This window comes from Nostoc sp. DedQUE05, from assembly GCF_034530955.1.
Lineage (GTDB): Bacteria > Cyanobacteriota > Cyanobacteriia > Cyanobacteriales > Nostocaceae > Nostoc.
Genome location: NZ_JAVRCB010000003.1, coordinates 1 through 18,615 on the forward strand (window position 1 = coordinate 1; position 18,615 = coordinate 18,615).

13 protein-coding genes and 3 pseudogenes are annotated in these 18,615 nt (G+C 41.1%); 8 read left to right on the forward strand and 8 right to left on the reverse strand.

Annotated elements, in window-relative coordinates; translation table 11 throughout:
• Positions 1-35: 35 nt before the first annotated feature.
• From RMZ42_RS03225 to RMZ42_RS03250, 6 genes are all read right to left on the reverse strand, one after another.
• Positions 36-548: a hypothetical protein gene (locus RMZ42_RS03225; RefSeq protein ID WP_322670049.1), complete on the reverse strand. Its 513-nt coding sequence runs from the start codon at positions 546-548 to the stop codon at positions 36-38.
• Between the two features lie 140 nt (positions 549-688).
• Complete coding sequence (locus RMZ42_RS03230) at positions 689-1,642, reverse strand: class I fructose-bisphosphate aldolase (RefSeq protein WP_322670050.1); 954 nt, start codon at positions 1,640-1,642, stop codon at positions 689-691.
• The gene (gnd, locus tag RMZ42_RS03235) at positions 1,639-2,667 is read right to left on the reverse strand and encodes a phosphogluconate dehydrogenase (NAD(+)-dependent, decarboxylating) (RefSeq protein ID WP_416211783.1); all 1,029 of its coding nucleotides are present in this window, start codon (positions 2,665-2,667) and stop codon (positions 1,639-1,641) included. The genes RMZ42_RS03230 and gnd overlap by 4 nt, the downstream gene beginning before the upstream one ends.
• Before the next feature lie 81 nt (positions 2,668-2,748).
• Entirely contained in the window at positions 2,749-3,213 is a 465-nt protein-coding gene (locus tag RMZ42_RS03240; protein ID WP_322670052.1) for a hypothetical protein, read from the reverse strand.
• A gap of 189 nt (positions 3,214-3,402) precedes the next feature.
• A complete protein-coding gene (locus RMZ42_RS03245; RefSeq protein WP_322670053.1) occupies positions 3,403-4,695 on the reverse strand; it encodes an NAD(P)/FAD-dependent oxidoreductase in 1,293 nt (430 codons plus the stop codon).
• A 450-nt stretch (positions 4,696-5,145) separates the two neighbouring features.
• The gene (locus RMZ42_RS03250; protein ID WP_322670054.1) at positions 5,146-5,433 is read right to left on the reverse strand and encodes a hypothetical protein; all 288 of its coding nucleotides are present in this window, start codon (positions 5,431-5,433) and stop codon (positions 5,146-5,148) included.
• 773 nt (positions 5,434-6,206) lie between these two features.
• On the opposite strand from RMZ42_RS03250, the pseudogene RMZ42_RS03255 reads away from it, so the two are divergent.
• The 8 genes and pseudogenes from RMZ42_RS03255 to RMZ42_RS34620 all read left to right on the forward strand — a co-directional run.
• Positions 6,207-6,329, forward strand: a pseudogene (locus tag RMZ42_RS03255) (IS630 family transposase); the annotation flags it as partial.
• 419 nt (positions 6,330-6,748) lie between these two features.
• Complete coding sequence (locus tag RMZ42_RS03260) at positions 6,749-8,422, forward strand: efflux RND transporter periplasmic adaptor subunit (RefSeq protein ID WP_322670055.1); 1,674 nt, start codon at positions 6,749-6,751, stop codon at positions 8,420-8,422.
• A gap of 50 nt (positions 8,423-8,472) precedes the next feature.
• A complete protein-coding gene (locus tag RMZ42_RS03265) occupies positions 8,473-11,649 on the forward strand; it encodes an efflux RND transporter permease subunit (protein WP_322670056.1) in 3,177 nt (1,058 codons plus the stop codon).
• Positions 11,650-11,815: 166 nt separating this feature from the next.
• Positions 11,816-11,932 (forward strand): annotated as a pseudogene (locus tag RMZ42_RS03270) (CemA family protein); the annotation flags it as partial.
• Positions 11,933-12,302: 370 nt separating this feature from the next.
• A complete protein-coding gene (locus RMZ42_RS03275) occupies positions 12,303-12,788 on the forward strand; it encodes a hypothetical protein (RefSeq protein WP_322670057.1) in 486 nt (161 codons plus the stop codon).
• Positions 12,789-12,819: 31 nt separating this feature from the next.
• Positions 12,820-13,557 carry a two-component system response regulator RppA gene (rppA, locus tag RMZ42_RS03280; protein ID WP_322670058.1) on the forward strand — a complete coding sequence of 246 codons (738 nt, stop codon included), beginning with the start codon at positions 12,820-12,822 and terminating at the stop codon, positions 13,555-13,557.
• Positions 13,535-14,932 carry a two-component system sensor histidine kinase RppB gene (rppB, locus tag RMZ42_RS03285; RefSeq protein ID WP_322670059.1) on the forward strand — a complete coding sequence of 466 codons (1,398 nt, stop codon included), beginning with the start codon at positions 13,535-13,537 and terminating at the stop codon, positions 14,930-14,932. Before rppA ends, rppB begins: the two co-directional genes overlap by 23 nt.
• A gap of 253 nt (positions 14,933-15,185) precedes the next feature.
• Positions 15,186-15,281, forward strand: a pseudogene (locus RMZ42_RS34620) (ATP-binding protein); the annotation flags it as partial.
• Between the two features lie 214 nt (positions 15,282-15,495).
• Here RMZ42_RS34620 and RMZ42_RS03295 read toward each other — a convergent pair.
• Positions 15,496-17,532, reverse strand: a complete 2,037-nt coding sequence (locus tag RMZ42_RS03295; RefSeq protein ID WP_322670060.1) for an ABC transporter ATP-binding protein/permease — start codon at positions 17,530-17,532, stop codon at positions 15,496-15,498.
• Between the two features lie 176 nt (positions 17,533-17,708).
• The gene (locus RMZ42_RS03300; protein ID WP_322670061.1) at positions 17,709-18,554 is read right to left on the reverse strand and encodes a phytanoyl-CoA dioxygenase family protein; all 846 of its coding nucleotides are present in this window, start codon (positions 18,552-18,554) and stop codon (positions 17,709-17,711) included.
• Positions 18,555-18,615 lie beyond the last annotated feature (61 nt).

Consider the following 18,615-nt stretch of genomic DNA (forward strand, 5'->3'; position numbering starts at 1 on the left):
GCTATTTTACCAATTAGAGGTTTTACTTAGCAAAGTTACCTTGGTAGACTACTAGCAACGATCGCACTGACAAAACTACCCGCGACTGTAGAGAGGTAGAGAATGGGTGTAATAATTTCTGGCTTACGTCCTCCCATCCATAGCTGACCAGAACGATATACGCCAAAGCTTAACTGACCAATTGCACCGACAACAAATAATGTGATGGCGATCGCACGAGAGTAGGGTGCGATCGCTAGCGCCACAAACATCGTAGACACAGGCACTAACCCGATAAAGCAACACAAAACAGGATGCTCAAATTCAGCTAAGGCATCTGCTCTCGCCCACAGCCATTTACCCACATAAAGCAGCAACAACACGAGCCAGATTGCAATTGTCAGCAACATAATTGCTTCGCTAATCCAGGTAGGCAAGTGCCAAAGTTTAGCAGCTACTCGCCAGCAACTACCTAATCCTGCCAAACCCAAAATCATGCCAAAAAAGGAAGCAGGAATGATGGCACGATAATCTTTCAATAGGGTAGGCTTTGGACGTGATTTTCTCATGATCTTTCCTGGCAGCAGTAGAGAGATGCAAGCGATGAAAAAAGTCAGGCATATTGGGGTGGGGAAGATTGCTTCAAGGTGAGGAGTCGGTTCGTAATAGAAACAAAAAACCCAATTTTTAGGCTGTTTTGATAGACAAATTAGGTCAGTGCAGGAGTGCGAATGGGTGCAGACTGTTCACTGTAAATATCCATGATTGTGTTGAGCAATCGCAGTGCATCTGGTTTGGAACGCTGGAAAGAATTGCGTCCGATAATCGAACCAAATCCATGTCCGGCATGAATGGCACGAACTTCATTGAGGAAAGCATCATCACTGTCGATCGGCCCACCCGAAAAAATGACAATCCGCCGTCCGTTAAAGGCACATTGCACCACATGATGCACTCGTTGAGATAATGTTGCGATCGGAATTTGCTCTTGCTCATACACCTTGCGGGCTGCATCCTGTTCGACGTGTTCGTTTGGTAGCTTCACCTTGATGATGTGAACGCCCAATTGAGCCGCAATCTGAGCCGCATAGCCAATCACATCGATCGCTGTCTCACCGACTTTACTTAAACCCGATCCCCGCGCATAAGACCAAATCATCACGACCAATCCATGTCGCTTTGCTATCTCGGCACAGGCTCGAATCTGCTGATACATCTCAAACCGATGAGCTGAACCTGGATAGATAGTGAAACCGATCCCCACACATCCTAACCTCAGCGCATCCTCCACGCTGCCAGTGAGTGCTTGCGTTGGGTCTGACTCAGCTAGTAACACATCGCGATCGTTAGCTTTTAGAATTAGGGGAATTTCACCTGCAAATTCTCGCGCTCCCGCTTCCAAAAATCCTAACGGTGCGGCATAGGCATTGCATCCTGCTGCGATCGCTAACTCAAAATGATAGCGAGGATCGTAGGCTGGTGGATTGGGCGCAAAACTGCTAGCTGGCCCATGCTCAAAGCCTTGATCCACAGGCAGCATCACGACTTTGCCAGTTCCAGCTAGTTTGCCATGATTCAGCAACCGGGCTAAATTAGTCAACGTTCCGGGATTGTCGCTGCCATACCAACTGAGAATTTCTTTTACTCGATGAGTCATTGTCATGATTTTATCTCCGCCTGTTGTTCTACGTGTCCGCCAAACTGGAAACGCATGGCAGACAGTAGCTTATCCGCAAAATCATTTTCGCCGCGTGAGCTAAACCGTTGATACAAGGCTGCGCTGAGTACAGGAACAGGAGTGCCTTCGTCAATGGCGGCTGCGATCGTCCAGCGTCCTTCGCCTGAATCAGACACGCGCCCCTCAAAGCCTGATAGGTCTGGTTGTTCCAGGAGGGCGATCGCAGTTAGATCCAGTAGCCAGGAGGCAATTACACTGCCCCGTCGCCAAACTTCGGCAATATCGGGCAGATTCAATTCATACTGATAGTGTTCAGGATTGCGGAGGGGGGTCGTTTCAGCATTAGCCACACGGTTTTGCTTACCCACATTGGCGTGATGCAAGATATTCAATCCTTCTGCGTAGGCTGCCATCAAGCCATATTCGATGCCATTATGCACCATCTTGACAAAATGCCCCGCCCCATTCGATCCGCAGTGCAGATAGCCTTCTTCAGCCGTACCGCCCACCTTTTCCCGCCCAGCAGTACGCGGAATATCACCCCGTCCAGGAGCTAATGATTTAAAAATGGGATCGAGATACTGAACCGTCATCTCAGATCCACCAATCATCATGCAATAACCCCGCTCCAAACCCCACACTCCGCCACTGGTTCCCACATCTAGGTAGTGAATGCCCTTTTGCATCAGATCGTTTGCCCGTCGAATATCGTCAATGTAGTAAGAGTTGCCCCCATCAATTAAGATGTCATCAGAATCCAGTTTTGCAGCCAGTTCCTTCACCATCTGCTCGGTTGGTTCTCCAGCTGGCACCATCAACCAAATCGCACGAGGTCTATTGAGCTTCTGGACAAAATCATCCAAGCTGTAAGTGCCGATCGCCCCTTCTGATGCAAGCAGTTTCACTTTTTTAGGTGTGCGATTGAACACCACACATTCATGGTTGTTTTGCAGCAATCGCCGAACAATGTTCGCACCCATACGTCCCAGACCAATCACTCCCATCTGCATAATTTTTCTCCAATGTAATTCTCGTTTGCATACAGTCAGTTCTGATTAGGAGGCGATCGCGACTCAGTTCGATGTATTGTTTTATCGATTGGATCGCTCAAATGTATATAACTGTGAGTGACCCGTTCTAGTGGGGGCTGAAATGACAAATCGACTCACACCTTGCTCCCACTTTGCGGTTGCATCAACAGTGTAAGGACTAGCGGTGCCAAACTGGTTAAGGCTGCTGGGTGGAGGGGTGAAAACCAGATGAAACTTACTTCCGCGATGGTAACCGCTAATTTGAGCAAAGTTCTCACCATCATTAGACTTCAAACTTCCGTACAGTTTGCCGGCAGGATCAATAAATATGAGTATCTGCCCCTGAGAACCGACAGTGCGGAAGGTTCCCGTCCAACTGCCCCGGTAGGAAAGTACATAGTCTTGAGAGGGATTTGGTTGAGCTTGGCTGACTATAAGCGCGAAGAGAGGCTGCGAACGTAGCAGTCCAATCATGCCAATCGTTAAGATTCCACCAATCAATCGTTTTGTTGTTCGTGTCTTCATCAGTGGTTCTCTTTAAATAGATGATTGATCAACTGTCAATCTGTCAGATCCCTCGTAACCATAGGGTTCTGAGGTGATGGTAGGAATCTCTTCAAAGTTTTCGCTTGGCGGCAGTGAGGAGGTTGTCTAATCCAGTGGCATACACAGATAGATGAGTGATCGCTCTCGTTGTTCAACCGAAGAGAGAGGCTATTTTGCAGTGGTTTCTGGCTTCATCTTGGGTCTGTGATAGCGATAGAAAGTTTCTTCCCTCAGCCATTCTGTGGTTGCCTTAAAGTCATGCAGTGGGGTGGGCAGCATTTCTAAATACACTGCACTGCGAATTAGATCGCCAGGTTTGCCAGTTATCTGCACTTTGTCAAACAACCTTGCTACCCCATTTCCTAAACCCAATTTCATTAGCGTACCCCGAAGACTCACATGGGCTGGGCTAGCGGATGCTCCTTTAGTAAGGGCAATCAAATTGTGAGCAATGCTTGCACCTTGCTGATATGCCACCTGGGCTAGAGCCGGTAAGGGTTGTGGCTGCACGGAAGCGCAATCGCCTGCGGCAAACACTTCTGGAAAATCCAGCAGTTGCAGAGTTGATGAGGTGACAAGCGGTAGCCCATGTTTATCCAGGTGATCTGCGGGAATTTGGGACTTGAGATTTTGGATGAGTGGGTTCACAGCTGTCCCGGCTGTCCAGATGGTGGTTTGAGTCAACAGCGTTTTTATCTCAGTGCTGTTGGCAGGTTGATACTCCAGGTGGTCTTGAGCAACTGCTTTCACCCCTACGCCTAGTATCAATTCAACAGGTACTGTTCGAGTTTTGAAAGCTTGGAGAGCCTCTTCCTGCAAACCCGCGTTGACATCGCCTGCGAGAATCGTCTTGCCATGATTGATTAAGAAAATGCGAATCTGACGAATATCGCCGCCAAGTTGGGCGTACCAGTCGGGTAACAAATCTGCCAGGGTTGCCGCCATTTCTACCCCTGTCGGCCCTGCCCCAACGACAGCAAATGTGAGGAGCGATCGCCGTTGTGTTTCGTCATCCGTTTGGCTAGCACGTTGCAAGCATTCTCGTAACTGGCTCTCCAGAGCGATCGCATTCTCTTGTGTCCGAAATGCGAATGCGTTTTTTTGTGCGCCCTCTGTTCCTAAATAACCCTGAATGCTGCCAACAGCTAAAACCAGATGATCGTAGATATAATCTGAGCCAGAAGCTAACTTAAGACGTTTTTCTTGCAAGTCGATCGCCACTACTTTGTCCTGTACAAAGTTGATATCACTGCCTTGCAGCAACTCTTTATAAGTCGGACAAACGACATCTTCTGACAATTCACCTGTCAATAGTTCATACAACATTGGCTTGAAGACAAACCGTTCTTGTGGATCGATCAAAACGATTGAGCGCAAGTCTTGCTGATGACGCAGATGCAAGGCTGTAAAAAGACCTGCAAAGCCTGCTCCGATAATCACTGTGGGGCGAGAAGAATTCATTTTAGGAAGTGGTTAATAAACAGCAGCAAGCAATTTAACCAACGGCTTAACAATGTCGCTCTCTTTGGTCAATTAAAGATGGGTAAGCAATCAACTACGATCGCCACTGATAGCAACATCATGTAAACGATCGACTACTTGAATAACGATCTGGCCAACTCCAAATCTGAGGGAGACTGCATTAATAACCAGACTTTATGAACAAAAATGCTTTCCAGGGCGATCGCAATAACTAGATACAGCCAATTGGTGATTTGGAACGGGTAGGTGAGCAGTAAGCTAACTGGAACCAGAATCAAAGTGTAGGCAAAAATTTATCAATGTCGTTTTGTACATCATGTTTACCCTACTCTTGAACGAGGCAGAAAAACTAGTCCAAACAAATTACCAGATGGGAAAAGCCTTCATTTACACAGGCGGTTTCTGTTTTCACATGAGATGGAAAAATATTCACAGCTTCGTGTTTGTCTGACATAGATTTGACTCTAACTCTTGCTCAGTCAACGTTTCAATAGTAAGGATTTGGCTGGATTCCGGTTCTATGGCTCGAATTGCAATTGTTTCAGCGTGGTTGTTGCCATCAGCTTGAACAGGATTTGCGTGTTGAAGCAATCTAGCAACCTCTTGGGCTACAGCAGTGAGTGCATGATTAATAGGAGAATTTCCAAAAAAGTTACTCTGAGTTGGAACTTTGGAATACTCAAAATTATCTTCAACTGGTAATGGTATACGTGTCATAAAATTATCCTCAACGAAATATTGATTGAGATTACTGACTCAATTAGTAGACGATCTAAGCTGTTTGAAATACTGAGAAATTATTCTGTTGCCATTCGACCATGAATAAGAATCAATAGCACAATTTAACTGACGATGACGTAAAGCCGATCGTGCTGTTGCCAAAACGCGAACATTGATGCGAGCAATGTACACTTGTTTAGATATATCAGGCAGGAATTGGGAAATATCAGGTCACGGTCAAGGCTAACTGATACTGTATGTTCAGCATCAGCGTTGAGCATACAACCCTCTTCTTACTCTCTTTGTGTCAAGTAAACTGAAATGTTGCAACTAAATTGCTCTCAATATTTGCTTGAATTAAATATATGCAATTAACTCTCACTTGTCGTCCATTCAAAGTTTAAAATTTTGTACAATACAATGATTGATGAATCAGTCCATATATCAATGTAAAGTTAGCTCCAACTAAGGTTGGAATCTAAATTCATACTAAAGTTCAACACTTAGAGCTTGTCAAGAAACAACTTTTACATTTTAAGCTGTAGATGATAGACTCAAGCGATAGCTTGTTGGTATGGCAAAAAGTAGACATGGCAACCTTAGAAGCTGTCAAGAAACAACTTTTACAAGTCTTAGAGAATATTGAGGTTTGATGAGATAGTGTAATTCCATTCGCCATGAAATTCATGTGGTGTAATTTGCACAGCTGCTATAGCAATCTGGAATCATTCATGAGAAAATACGGAAGAACTAGTAAGTAGTTTAAATGACTAAAAAGAGAATTTTACTTTTTTTTTCATTCTTTCTCTGTGGTCAAGGAGTTATTTGAGTTAGCAATCAATTGTCAAATTTTTGACTTCCCTAAGCTGCATGAATATAGTGTTTTCTCATGAATGATTTAGGATTGCTATATCTACAGAAATCCAAAAGTCTCTATATTCTGTGTACTTTATACTTATTAAAAACCTGTAATATTTAAAACAGAAATATAGTTTAAAGCTAATATAGTAATTTTATTTGATTTATCAGAAAAAACCTTTGAGATACCTATAGATACTTATTTTATGTTTACGTATTTTCTCAGGTTTTAATTTGGATTGCTATAGTTTTTTTTAATAGCGATCGCCATTAAAAATTTCACCCAAATTTCATATCGATATGAAACACTAAAAAAGGAGTACTATTCAAACTCCTTAAATTACTCACAAAAGCAATGTAACTAGCTAAAGAAAGCGGTAGTCCAAATTTGCACATTAAATGCCAACATCCAAAGGCGATTCTGCTTTCTCACTAACTTAGGACACAACAAGCTATGGGAATCTCTAATTTGTTTCAATCTTCTACTCCACTGCGTTATGTTTCATTGACAATGTTGATGTTACTACTAAGTACTCCTACTACTGTTTTAGCTGGTGGTGGTCATGACCACAGTGGCAGCAGTTCCTTTCAGGCAGGAGGCGAATCGACGAGTTCCGTTGAAGTAGATGCAGAAACCGCAAAACTGCTAGGAGTTAAGGTAGAACCAGTGCAACGCCAACGATTAGCTGTAGGTATTAAAACTACTGGGCAGATTGAAACTTTGCCTAGCCAGCAAGTAGAAGTCACCACCCCAATTCAAGGAGTAAAAGTAGTTGAACTGTTGGTAGAACCAGGCGCACTAGTAAAGAAAGGTCAACCCGTCGCCATTCTAACTAGTCCTGATTTAGTGGAACTGCGAGTTAACTCTCAGGAAAAACTGGCACAAGGACAGGCTGATTTACAGCAGGCTGAAGCTGACTTGAGGTTAGCACAACAAAACCGCGATCGCTATCAACAAATAGCCGACGCTGAAATCGCCCAAGCCCAAAGCCAAGTGGCATTTGCTCAAGAAAAGTATGAGAAAGATCGAGTGTTAGCTACTGAAGGTGCTTTGGCACGTCGCAACGCTCTAGAATCTCAAACCCAGCTAGCAGAAGCTAAAGCTAAACTAACTACAGCCAACAGCCGCCGCGATGTCATTGCGTCTGAAAATCAGCTAAAGCGCGCTCAGGCAGCAGTTAGTCTAGCAAAGTCAAATATTAGTCGCAGCAGTGCTATTTATGAAACGCGGCTGCTACAACTAGGAAACAGCGCTAATGCTAAAGGGCTAATTACAGTAACAGCTCCGATTTCCGGCAAGATTGTTGACAGGGAAGTTACTATCGGCCAATCGTTTGAGGACGCAGGTGGCAAGTTAATGACGATTGTAGATGATAGTCGGGTGTTTGCCACAGCGAATATTTATGAAAAAGATTTAGGCAAGGTAAGAACAGGTCAACCCTTAAGGATGAAGGTTGCTAGCGTACCTAATCAAACCTTTACAGGCAGAATTACACGAATTGGCTCAGTAGTGGCAGGAGAAACACGAGTAGTACCAGTACAAACCGAAATCAATAATGCCAGAGGACAGCTCAAACCCGGAATGTTTGCCGAACTTGAAGTTTTAACCGACCAAAAATCTTTAGCTACTTTAGTAATTCCCGCTTCTGCTGTAGTCGATGCCAATAATAAGAAATTGGTTTATGTCCAAAACGGTAATGCCTTTCAATCTGTGGAAGTTGAGTTAGGACAAATCTCTGGAGATTTAATTGAGATTAAAAGTGGTTTATTTGAGGGAGATTCAGTAGTTACTCAACGTGCGCCACAACTTTATGCACAATCGTTGAAGGGTGGTAGTAAAGAAGAAAATCACGAAGAAGGTGATTCGCACTCAGAAGAAATTGATGCTCAAACTAACAGCTTCCCTCTACCTTTATGGTTGCTAGGTGCAGGGGGAGGATTAGGCATTGCTATCGTAGCTTTCATGGGGGGTAGCTTCTGGTCTAGCCGTCGTATCCGTTCCGGTCTAGTACCAGTAAATGATGGTTTTAATTATGAAACCGAGGTTTATATCGATAACCACAAACAACCAACTGCCTCTATGTCTGCCGAAGAATATGAAAAATCACATCGTTCAGATAGTCATTAACATTTCATGAAAACAAAACCAAAAATTAGCAATCAACAATTTAATAAATAATGATTAGTGCAGTCGCTAAATGGGTAATTGCTCGACGCTGGTTAGTAGTAATTGCAGCATTTATTTCCACAGCAATCATATTATTTAATACCATCCCGCAAATGCCGCTGGATGTTTTTCCCAACTTCGCACCTCCCCAGATCGAAATTGAAACAGAAGCTCCTGGACTCGCTCCTGAAGAAATAGAATCTTTGGTGACATTACCAATTGAAAGCTCAATCAACGGTACACCAGGGATTAACTCAGTTCGTTCTTCCTCCTCAGCAGGACTATCTGTAGTCAGAGTCGTTTTTGGCTGGGGAACAGATATCTATCAAGCCCGCCAGTTGATACAAGAACGACTGCAACAAGCAGCGAATAAGCTACCCGAAGGAATTGAAACACCTAGACTTGCTCCGATTAGTTCGCCTATCGGCACTGTATTAAAATATGCTTTCACAGTAGAAAATGAGGGAGAAAACCAAAACCTCAAATCCACAATCGATTTGATGGAAGTACGCCGCATCATTGATTGGCAAGTGACAAACCGCCTTTTAGGAGTCCCTGGCGTTAGTCAAGTGTTAGTGTATGGCGGTGATGTGCGTCAGTATCAAGTATTAGTAGATCCGAACAAACTCAGAGCTTTTAATGTATCCTTACAGCAAGTATCTGAAGCAGTACAGGGAGCAAATGTCAATGCTCCTGGTGGCTTTTTAATCACACCTGATAAGCAAACTTTGATTCGGGGAATAGGGCGAATTGAATCCCTGAACGATCTAAAACAATCTGTAATTGTTGCCCGTCAAGGAACGCCTGTGCGGTTGGGAGATGTTGCCGACATTCAAATTGGCAGTGCGATTAAAATTGGCGATGGTAGCTTAAATGGCAAAGATGCTGTAGTGGTGATGGTAAATAAACAACCCCTAGCTGATACTCCTACCGTTACCCATGCCATTGAAACTGCAATGACAGAGTTGCAAGCAGGTTTACCGAAAGGAGTAAAGGTAACACAAACCTTCCGTCAAGCAGATTATATTGATGCTTCAGTAGAAAATGTCAGATCCGCCTTGATGGAAGGTAGTATTATTGCCGCAATTATCCTCATTCCTTTTTTGATGAATTGGCGGACTCTGGGAGTTGTGCTGTTGAATTTTGCCCTAACTTTTATATTTTCATTGCAAGTATTATCTTTTTTGGGTTTAGGGCTAAATACAATGACTTTGGGAGGATTAGCCGTAGCTATTGGGACAGCGATTGATGATGCGATTGTCTATGCGGAAAATATTGTTCGTCTATTGCGACAAAATAAGTCCTCTTCCAAACCTCGTCCAGTATTAGAAATTGTTTTTGCAGGAGTACAGGAAGTCCAGGAATCTCTAATTGGGGCAACTTTAATTACGATTGTTGTTTTTTCTCCAGTATTTGCCCTCGCAGGTGTAGAAGGTCGAATTTTTGGCCCAATGGGCATAACTTATCTAGTAGTGGTCATGGTTTCCAGTTTAGAATCATTACTGATAAGTCCGGCATTGTGTGCGATTTTACTTCCACAGGAAAAAATGCCGTTAAAAGAACCATTAATACCCCGAATTTTCAAGCAGTTATATTATCCTTGTTTAGATTTTGCTATCCACAGTCCCGTGATGATTATCTCTGTGGCTGTGGCGGGAATGGTAGCGGCAATAGTGATTTTTCCAGCTTTAGGACGGGCTTTTTTACCAGAGTTTCAAGAAACAACTTTGGTCAATACTTTAGCTCTTTATCCAGGCTCATCTTTAGAAGCTACTAACAGTGCCGCCTTTGTATTGGAGACTAAACTAAAAGATGATTCCAGATTAAAATATGTGCAATTACGGGCAGGACGCGCCCCTAATGACCCAGATGCAGCACCCGTAAATCTCGCTCACCTCGACATTGGCTTGAGCGACCAAGGAATGGAGAAACGTCAAGAAACAGTAGAATGGTTGCGAGAAGAATTTAATCAAGTACCGGGTGCAGCTGCCAATATTGGTGGATTTATTTCCCACAGAATTGATGAAATATTATCCGGGATCAGAAGTCAAATCGCTGTGAAAATATTTGGCTCAGATTTAGAAGAACTCCGCCGAATTGGTAAACAAGTTGAAGGTGTAATGTCATCTGTTTCTGGACTGGTGGATTTGCAATTAGAACCGCAAGTTCCCATCGAACAGATGCAAATAAAATTTGACCGCGTTGCTGCATCACGTTATGGTTTAACTGTTGGGCAACTATCTGAAATAATTGAAACTGCGCTCAATGGCAAAGTGGTATCGCAAGTTTTGGAGCAGCAACAAAGTTTTGATTTAGTGGTGTGGTTACAACCACAATACCGGAATAATTTACAAACAATTGAAAATTTATTAGTTGATATCCCTTCTGCTGGGGGAGATGCAGAGGCAAATAAAATTCCTTTAGCTAAGGTGGCTAAAGTTACTTATGCTACTGGCCCTAATACTATTAACCGGGAAAATGTCTCTCGTCTAATTGTAGTATCTGCGAATGCTCAAGGTAGAGATTTGCGATCGCTAGTCAATGAAATTCAAAACAAAGTCAAGGCACAAGTGCAATTGCCCTCTGGTTACTTTATTCAGTATGGCGGTCAATTTGAAGCCGAAGAAAGAGCCTCACAAAATATTTTGATTTTCAGTGGCATTTCCTTCGTAGTAATTACGGTATTAATGTATCTTTCTGTCAAATCTCTTGCTTCTACAGCAATGATTATGATTAACTTGCCCATCGCTTTAGTCGGAGGTGTAATTGCTGTAGCATTAACAGGAGGCGTTGTCTCAGTTGCTTCCTTAGTAGGTTTTGTGACTTTATTTGGTGTAGCTACTCGCAACGGACTGCTTTTAGTAGACAATTACATAACTAAATTTGGCATTGGAATGTCGTTAAAAGAAATCCTTATAGCCGGGTCAATGGAGCGACTCAATGCTATTTTGATGACATCATTTACTTCGGCTTTGGGATTAGTACCATTAGTCATTGCAGTAGGGCCAGGTAAAGAAGTTTTGCAACCACTTTCGATAGTAGTTTTGGGTGGTTTGTTTACTTCTACAGCTTTAACCTTGATAGTTTTACCAGCTTTATATTCTAAATTTGGCAAATTTTTATTGCCTCAGAAAAATCCAGCCTTTGTGGAGGATGGAAAAGTTACTAATTCTGTTTTAGAAAATTAATTTTCTCTATTCAAGTCCTTTTAAAATTTTTACATTACCATTCTGTACTTTCTGAAAAAGCAGCAGGTGAGTATAAAGTTGCTATTCTGTCTGATATCAATGCTGAAAAGGTGAACGGTCGCTTTACCTTTAAGCGATAATTAACAGCAAGTGGTAGCAATAATCTTTAGTTATTGATACTGTCCCAGTGGTCATGGATCCAGTTTTTAAATATTGGATATTCCGCTACCTCAATCGCAGTTCTCCTTCATCTGTTGCCACTTACCATAACATGAATGAATAATTTTTATAAATATATCTAACTTTCTACAAATACAAAAAATACTATATTTATGTCAATTTGTAACATAATGACAACAACTTTAAATACTAATATTTTGCTTCTTCAACTGTTTGTCAATATCGTTATATTCTAAAAATGAAGTTAGAGAGAGCTTTGAATCTATAACCAGACTACAAAAAAGTATACGTTTACGAAACCGTTACGGCTCCATCAAAGATCCTTATTTATTTTTATTTTTAAAAAATTCCTTGAACTAGCTAAAATTTCACCCAAATTTCATCTCACTTTGTCAAGCTATTAAGAGGTAACATCTTTCCCCGAAGATGATTCTGATAATTAATGGATATAGTGAGGTAATCATCAGAGCGTAATGAATAGAAAATTGATACACACTACGATTTTAGCCTTAATTATGGCAGTTTTAGTTCCAGCTACTTATGCAAATTATACACCACAATCTAGTAACTTTCCTCACGTTATTAGCTTAGGGGAATCTCCTCAAGGTATTCGCCACTGGAGAATTCTCAGACATACTTTAAAAATAGCAGTTCCCCAAAACGGCAAGGCTATTTCTCAGCTAATAATCGAAGCTCCAGCTAACATTGTTCTTAGAGAAAGTATTGATGTGTCCGAGGAATATGGTAAAGAAATTGCGGCAAAAGTTTCTATTCAAGGCAAAAAAGCTACGCTAGAATTTTCTGAGTCAGTCGCTCCTGGAACTATCATCATCGTAGAAATGAAAAATGTTAAAAAAATAGCAATGACCACTGGCGATCAGTTCTACAAGATATCTACAATTCTTGCTGGTATGAATGTAGAGTTACCAATTGGTGTCGCTCAATTGCGTGTAATTTAATGAACAAATTGCTAAGATACATCTCTTGATTATGAAAGTTTTGCTAGTGGAAGATGAGCCAGATTTGGGTGCATCGATTCAGCGAAAGTTGAGTAAAGAAAGATATATTGTTGACTGGGTTTTGGATGGAAATGAAGCCTGGATTTATCTAGAACATGATTGGACTCAATATACACTGGCAATTTTTGATTGGTTGCTGCCGGGAATGTCAGGTTTAGAACTGTGCAAGCGTTTAAGGGATCGGGGCAACGCTTTACCAGTGCTAATGTTAACCGCTAAAGATAGCATGGCAGATAAGGTTGCTGGACTAGACGCAGGGGCTGATGACTATCTGATCAAGCCGTTTGGCATGGCAGAACTACTGGCACGGTTGCGGGCTTTGCAAAGGCGAGCTTCCTTTGGAGGTGCAACACTTAGACCCCAGTTCCAGCCTTTACAATTGCACGTTGGTGGCCTTATCCTAGATTGCGGTAATTGTACAGTTTCTCGTCAGTATCCTAATGGGGAAAATAAGGTAATTTATTTAACAAAAAAGGAATTTCAATTATTAGAGTACTTGATGAAACGTCCTAATACAGTTATTACTCGCGACCAGATTTTGAATCATCTGTATGCTTTTAGTGCAGAACGCGTTAGTAATGTAGTAGCAGCTCAAATCCGACTTTTGCGACGTAAATTATCGGAGTATGGTTGTGATGGGCTAATCGAAACAATCCCTAGTATGGGCTATCGTTTCAATCCTGGCAATGCAAATTCGACTATTTCGTAAGACTCGCTGGCAATTGGCTACCTGGTATGCGGTAGTTATGGCTTTAATTCTGTCCTTATGCGGTTTCGTGGTTTATGAGGTAATTATTGATGCTTATGTGGTTTCTATCAACCGGGAACTGGAATCGGTAGCGGGTACACTTCATGATGTAATTGAACCAAATTTGAAACAACCTGGTATTACAGAGCCAGTTTTTCGGCAGGTTTTACCGAATATTTGTTTAGCCCAGTCCAGTTGTTCTACCCAAAAGATCCTTCGGCACGGTAAAACCACCCCTGATGAACACGGTATTTTTAGTCCTGTATACAAAGATAAGCAATATTACATCCGTTTTGTCGATGGTTCAGGACGGTTAATTGCAGTGGCAGGTTTCCAAGCGGATGAATTGCCATCGGCTGTGCTTCCCCAAGTTTGGCAAACACTCAAAGACTTACAGGGTAATCGTTACAGTCAAAAGTCTTTACTGCTGCACACTCAAGATAATCAATATTGGGGCTATATTCAGGTAGGGCGCAGTTTAAATGACCTTGATAATCGTCTCGCGGCTTTGAAAGTAATTTTGGCGCTAGGATTGCCAATTACGGTATTGTTAGTTGGTGGTTCTAGTTGGTGGCTGGCAGGGTTAGCAATGCGACCAATTGACTCTTCGTATAAACAAATGCAACAGTTTACGTCTGATGCCTCTCATGAGTTGCGTACTCCTCTAGCAGCGATTAATGCAACGGTAGAAACTTTATTTGATATGGAGTATCTATCTGAGGAAGCGCGAGATATTTTGGCATCTATTCAACGTCAAAATTATCGACTAGCTGAATTAGTTCAGGATATGCTGTTACTGTCTCGATTGGAACAGCAAACGCAGGCGACACAACAAATACATTGCTGTTTGAATATTTTGATTAATGACCTCTTGGAAGAATTTTCAGCATTAGCGGCTGCGGCTTCTTTGCAGCTAACATCTTTGGTGTTATGTCAAGAGCTTTTATACGTAATGGGAGATGAAGACCAACTGTTACGTGTACTTTCTAATCTAATTGCTAATGCTATTCAATACACCCCTGCTGGCGGTTATGTAACTGTCATCCTCAAACGCACCAACGGTCATGCTGTAATTGAAGTTCAAGATACAGGTATTGGCATTGCATCGCACGAGCAAAAGTGGATTTTTGACCGTTTTTATCGAGTGAACAGCGATCGCTCACGTCGTACTGGTGGATCTGGATTGGGATTAGCGATCGCGCAAGCAATTGTTCAGGCTCATGGAGGTAGTATACAGGTGCAAAGCCAAGTTGGTAAAGGTAGCTCCTTTATCGTTCACTTACCCTTGACAGAAAAACAGAAGCAACTGACCTGTCTATCAACAGATGAAAATTGAATACCCTCCTAAAAAAACTTAAGTTTGACAACTTGTCTTTTGACGTAGGCTATAGCTTGTGTGAAAGTTCCAAATAAAATGCCATATCTATTAAAAATCTTTAATATTTAGATGCGTTGCCCTGTAATGATAGCAGACACTAATTTTATCCTTAGTGATGCTAAATTTTCATCATCTTATTAATCCTTCAGACTTAAATGATTGGATTTCTCGTTACTTAAATCGCAGTTTTTTTCAGGCTTGGTTACTTAATGCTGTAATTAAAGTTCAAGATACAGGTATTGAAATTCCACAACACGAACTTAAGCGAATTTTCGATCGTTTTTATCGGGTGAGTAGTGTCAGGAGCGATCGCCTCATACCAACCACAAGATTTTCTCTGGGCAGGGTGTTGGGGGTAGGGTGTCGGGTGTCGGGAAAAATCAAGAAAAGTAAATATGAGTGGGGATACAAATAAATTTCTGACTCACTAGACCCACTCAGCCACACCCCACACCTAAAAGCCTGATATATAATGGGTTTGCCGTTAACAAGCGTGCCATTCGACTCTTATCCAGTCCGCTTTATAACTTTTTTGTCACCCCTTCAACCCATTTCCACACCTTTAAGTCTTTGTCATAGTGGCAGGTCAAGCCGTCCCTAGTAGTGATAGACTCACCTTTACTTGCCTTACTTCTAATCGTCTTAATGGAATAGAAGGTTAAGTCAGTCATTTCTTTATGAGAAAGTCCTATACTTTTAGCTTTTTGAGTCAATATTTCTGATTGATTTTGGGATTCATTGTTAGGCAAACTGTCTATAGTAATGCGAGTATTTTCAGTAGAGTTCTGGATAATTGTTTTTTGATTTTGATAATCTTGCACCGTCAAAAGTTGCCAACTGGAATCTTGTGAAAGTTCCAGAACCCAATGATGATAATTAAATAGACTTTCTCTATGCCCAACGCTAATAAACGTTGTTTTTGTTGCTTGTAATTGTTGATATAAACTTCCTTCATTTTTTAAATCCAAAGCACTTGTTGCTTCATCTAATATGGTGAACCTTGGATGAGTCACTAACAGGCGTGCGAAAGCGAGGCGTTGTTGCTCTCCCAGCGATAATATATTTTCCCAAGGAACTTCAGTATCAAAACCTTCAACTCGACTTAACAAGTTTTGCAGGTTTACTTGTTGCAAAACTTCTTTGAGTTCTGCGTCGGTCATTTGACGATTAGTTTTAGGATAGAGTAACTGTTGGCGCAAAGTTCCCAAAATGATATAAGGACGCTGGGGTAGGAATAAGACTTCTTTTAGGGAAGGACGCACTAGACGACCAGTTCCTGCGTTCCATAAACCTGCGATCGCTCTCAACAGAGAACTCTTTCCTCGACCACTCGGCCCTACAATTAATAAACCTTCTCCAGGCTGAACGTTTAATGACAAGTCTTCGACGATTACCTGCTCATAGTTTGGTGTTTGTAAGGTGACATGCTCAAAAGCGAAATGATTCTCTTCTATTGTTTTAATAGTACTGACATTCTCTGGTTCTTTAGTTACTGCTTCTAAGGCATCTGAGAACTCAGATAAACGCTCAACATAACTAGAAAATCGCCCAGAAACGCCAAATTCAGCGATTAATTCTTCCACAGCACTAGCAAACATATAGCAAGCTGTAGTAGCTTGTCCAATTTCTCCAAAATCCATATCACCTCTAATAAATAAAGGTGCGAGTACTAAAAGCGTAAAAAATTCAATTCCAGCACGGTATCCTCTGTTAAAAATTGCTTGATTTCTCTCCCAATTAATTTTTTGTTTAGCATTTTTTATGAGATTAATAAATCGGCGTTGAATTATATTCAGTTCCTGTTCTTCTCCTTGAAAAAAAGCTATCGACTCAGCATGATTGCGCACATGAGTTAGACAATAATTATAATTAGCTTTAGATTCGATTTCCGCTTGATTAATATTCATCAATTCTTGATTTAAGTAAACACCAATTAAATTGCCTATAACTGTATAAATAATTAAAACAACAGCTATTTGTTGAGAAATTGTCCAGACAATTATTATAAAAGTCATCATTTCCAGTATTTTTTCTAGAAAAATAGCTGAAAAACTGAGGGCACTACTGGTAATTGGTTCAATTTCTTGAGCTAAACGTTGATCTGGATTATCAATATCGACTTTAAAGTTAATTTTGTAATAAGCACGATTGTGCAAATATTTATTTAAAATATGCTTATTAAGCCATTGATACCAATCAATAGCAATTTGGTTTCTAATAAATTTAGAAAATCCTATTGAAAGCGTTATCAATACAAGTCCAACACCATAGATTAATAGAATATCAATAAATTTAGAATAGTCTTTTTCTTGAATAATAACATCAACTAAATAGCGGTGAACAAAACTATTAAAAGTATTTGCACCTACAACAGTGATTATTAGTAATATTAGGAGAATGAGCATTCCCCAGGCACGAATAACATCTGAAAAAGCTCTTTCTCCTGGCTTTGTTGGATACCAGTAAGGGCCAGCGATCGCTTTTACATCTTCCCAAAATTGAATAAAATCTGAGAAAGCATTTTTTGAGGGTTTAGCTTGAATAACTTGGGGTGCCATATTTTATAAATAAGCTGCAATCTTTAAGTTAACTTTAATGCTTTTTAGTGTTGAATAATCAGTAATCACTACCGTAGAAAATCTCCTTCATAATTATTTGAGTAGTTTCCACCCTTTGGTGGGCTAGAGGGGATCGCAAGACTTTGAAAACATCCTCTAGCCTCTCGTCTTGTAGGTTAAATCAGAACTTTGTCGCATAGAAGCTTTAGTGGTGTGTGGTCGCGGCTTACTAAAAATTCTGGTCTGGGTTGCCCTTTGAAGGTTGGTATATTATTGATACTGTTATAAGTAATAATCAACAGCCTGCGATCGTAGGGAGAAATATTAGGTGCTGATCCGTGGACTAAATTACAGTGAAAGAAGAGGACAGAACCTGAAGGGCCTTTTGGTGCGACGATACCTTTTTCATCAGCTAGCTTGGCGATCGTTTCTTTATCGAGGGAATACTTGAGAGCCGCACTTACATTAGATTTCCAGTCTTTTTCTTGACCGTTAACTTCAGATGATTTTATTTGTCCCAAGTGGAAAAGGCTCTCTTTATGAGAACCTGGAATGAAATAGACAGGCCCATTAAACTCATTACACTCATCTAAGAAAACTGCAACATTCAAGGCTTTTGGAGATGGCATTCCATCTTCTTCATCCCAAAATACAAAGTCTTGATGCCACGGCCATAAATCTCCGCCAAAAGCTGCTTTAAAGTTAATTTTAAATTGGTAAACATATACATCGCTATTGAGAATTTCATAAGCAGATGTTAAAAGGCTAGGGTGACGAGTTAAGGCATTAAAAGTCTCTGAATCGAGGTGGCATCCATGAAGGGCACGCACTGTTGTGTTGTCTTTTTCTAATATCCGCCCTGGCGTATCTTTTACTATCAAATCTTCAACAGCAACGTGCATTGCCTCAACTTCTTTTTGAGAGAAAAGCTCTGGGATAAATAATAGCCCATTCTCTCTATAATCCTTTATTTGCTCTGCTGTTAATGTTACGGTTTTTTCGATTGAATTGGTGTATAACATAACTATTGTTTTGATGGTGTAAATTAACTAAGTAAATTGAATTAATATTGCCAAACTTGGG